Consider the following 1,870-nt stretch of genomic DNA (forward strand, 5'->3'; position numbering starts at 1 on the left):
TTTTTTCTAGTCTAGAAAGCAATTCCTTCTTCAGATGATTGGGGGCGAGTATTTCCACCCCATCTAGATAAGACAGGAGGTAAGTATACAGACTATCATGCTCTGGTAGGACTGTCTTGACATAATAACATCCATCTTTCCCCAAGCTAATCTCATCTTCTGAAAAATCTTCGTAAACCCGGAAAGCAAGCTTGGGACTAAACTTCAAGGAAACTTCGATTTGATGTGCCACTTGATCTGAACTATCAACGGAATCCAGCGCATTTTTCTGCTTCACAGTTTCAGTTGTTAGGTGATAATTCCTAATTCTAGACAATTTGAAAAAACGCCACTCTTCCTTCAAACAACAGTAGGCATGAAGATACCAATCTCTCTTTTTAAATACGAGTTTAAAAGGTTCAACTGCACGAATCGTTTTCTGACCACCCCCACCTAGATAAGTGATTACCAGCCGTCTTTTCTCAAAAATAGCTTGTTTGATGTTATCAAATAATTCTTTTTGACCTTCTCGCTTTCTCCAGTCAGTCAAGTCTACTTCTATCCAAGGGCTGGTAGAAACTTGAAAAATAGATTCCAATTTTTCAAGTAACAGATCTTGCCTATCATCGGTCAAGGCTTGAATCCCTTGCAAAGCTGACAGAAGTTCTAATTTTTCATCCTCCGATACGAGAGTACGATCCAGAACAAAGTCCTTCATTAAAAAGATCCCGCCCGCCTTCCCTGGTATCGAATATAGAGGAATCCCTGCCATACTCAACCGCTCAATATCACGATAAATCGTTCGTACAGATACTTCAAATAATCTAGCTAACTCAGGAGCCGTTGTACTGCCTTTTTCTAAAAGTAGATATAGGATACGAAATAGTCTTGATTCTGCCATAAAATCACCTCTCTTTTATTATACCAGTTATAGTGCTAGGTCTGGAAATTCTAACTAGACAAGGATTAACCAAGACAAAGTAGCTTTTTCTGCACTAGTTCGTTGGTTTATTCTTGACAGCCTGCCCCTCGTCCATTATGATAATAATAAAGATACTAAAGAACGAGGAAAATGCAATGGCAAACCCAACTTTTGGTGAAAAAAAAGAGAATGTGACCTACCAGCCCCGCTATGGCGTTTACGCAGTTATTCCTGATGCAGAAAAGAAACAAGTCATCTTAGTTCAAGCTCCCAATGGTGCTTGGTTCTTGCCAGGCGGAGAGATTGAAGCAGGCGAAGACCATCAAGAGGCACTGAAGAGAGAACTAATCGAAGAACTTGGCTTTACAGCTAAAATCGGAAAATACTATGGCCAGGCTGATGAGTATTTTTACTCTCGTCACCGTGATACCTACTACTACAATCCAGCTTATCTCTATGAAGCCACTTCTTTCCAAGAAGTACAAAAACCATTGGAAGATTTTAATCATATTGCTTGGTTCCCTATTGATGAAGCAATTGAAAAACTCAAACGTGGTAGCCACAAATGGGGCATTGAAGCATGGAAAATCCAGCATGGGATTGACTAAAATACACGATTTTATCCAAAAAGTGCTATAATAGAGTTAGAAATACAGGAGGGTATACTATGAAGCTCATCAATACGACAAACTCACACTCGCATCTCGTTAAAAGTCAATTAGAAAGCACAGACGCAACACTTGTTGAGGTCTATTCTGCAGGAAACACCGATGTGGTTTTTACACAAGCGCCGCTTCACTATGAAATCCTCATTTCAAACAAACACCGGGCTATTCGTGAATCTGAAATCGAAATTATCCAAGACTTTTTCATGAAACGTAAAATAGATAAAGGAACCGTAGACGAAGCCAATATCAAAACTATCTATTCAGATAAATTGATTGAGATTTCAATCCCTATAAAATAAGA

Annotated in this window: 3 protein-coding genes; 2 read left to right on the forward strand and 1 reads right to left on the reverse strand. The window is 39.1% G+C overall.

Annotated elements, in window-relative coordinates; all coding sequences use genetic code 11:
* On the reverse strand, nt 1-880 hold an 880-nt coding region (locus SORDD16_RS06070; RefSeq protein ID WP_081215164.1), incomplete at its 3' end, for a helix-turn-helix transcriptional regulator.
* 176 nt (nt 881-1,056) lie between these two features.
* Here SORDD16_RS06070 and SORDD16_RS06075 point away from each other — a divergent pair.
* Both SORDD16_RS06075 and SORDD16_RS06080 read left to right on the forward strand, forming a co-directional pair.
* Nucleotides 1,057-1,509 (forward strand): NUDIX hydrolase, encoded by a 453-nt coding sequence (locus SORDD16_RS06075; protein WP_061452740.1) that lies wholly within the window; start codon nt 1,057-1,059, stop codon nt 1,507-1,509.
* A 59-nt stretch (nt 1,510-1,568) separates the two neighbouring features.
* Nucleotides 1,569-1,868 (forward strand): DUF1827 family protein, encoded by a 300-nt coding sequence (locus SORDD16_RS06080; RefSeq protein ID WP_061418106.1) that lies wholly within the window; start codon nt 1,569-1,571, stop codon nt 1,866-1,868.
* Nucleotides 1,869-1,870: the final 2 nt, after the last annotated feature.

The sequence above is a fragment of the Streptococcus oralis genome (genome assembly GCF_001578945.1).
Taxonomy (GTDB): domain Bacteria; phylum Bacillota; class Bacilli; order Lactobacillales; family Streptococcaceae; genus Streptococcus; species Streptococcus oralis_Q.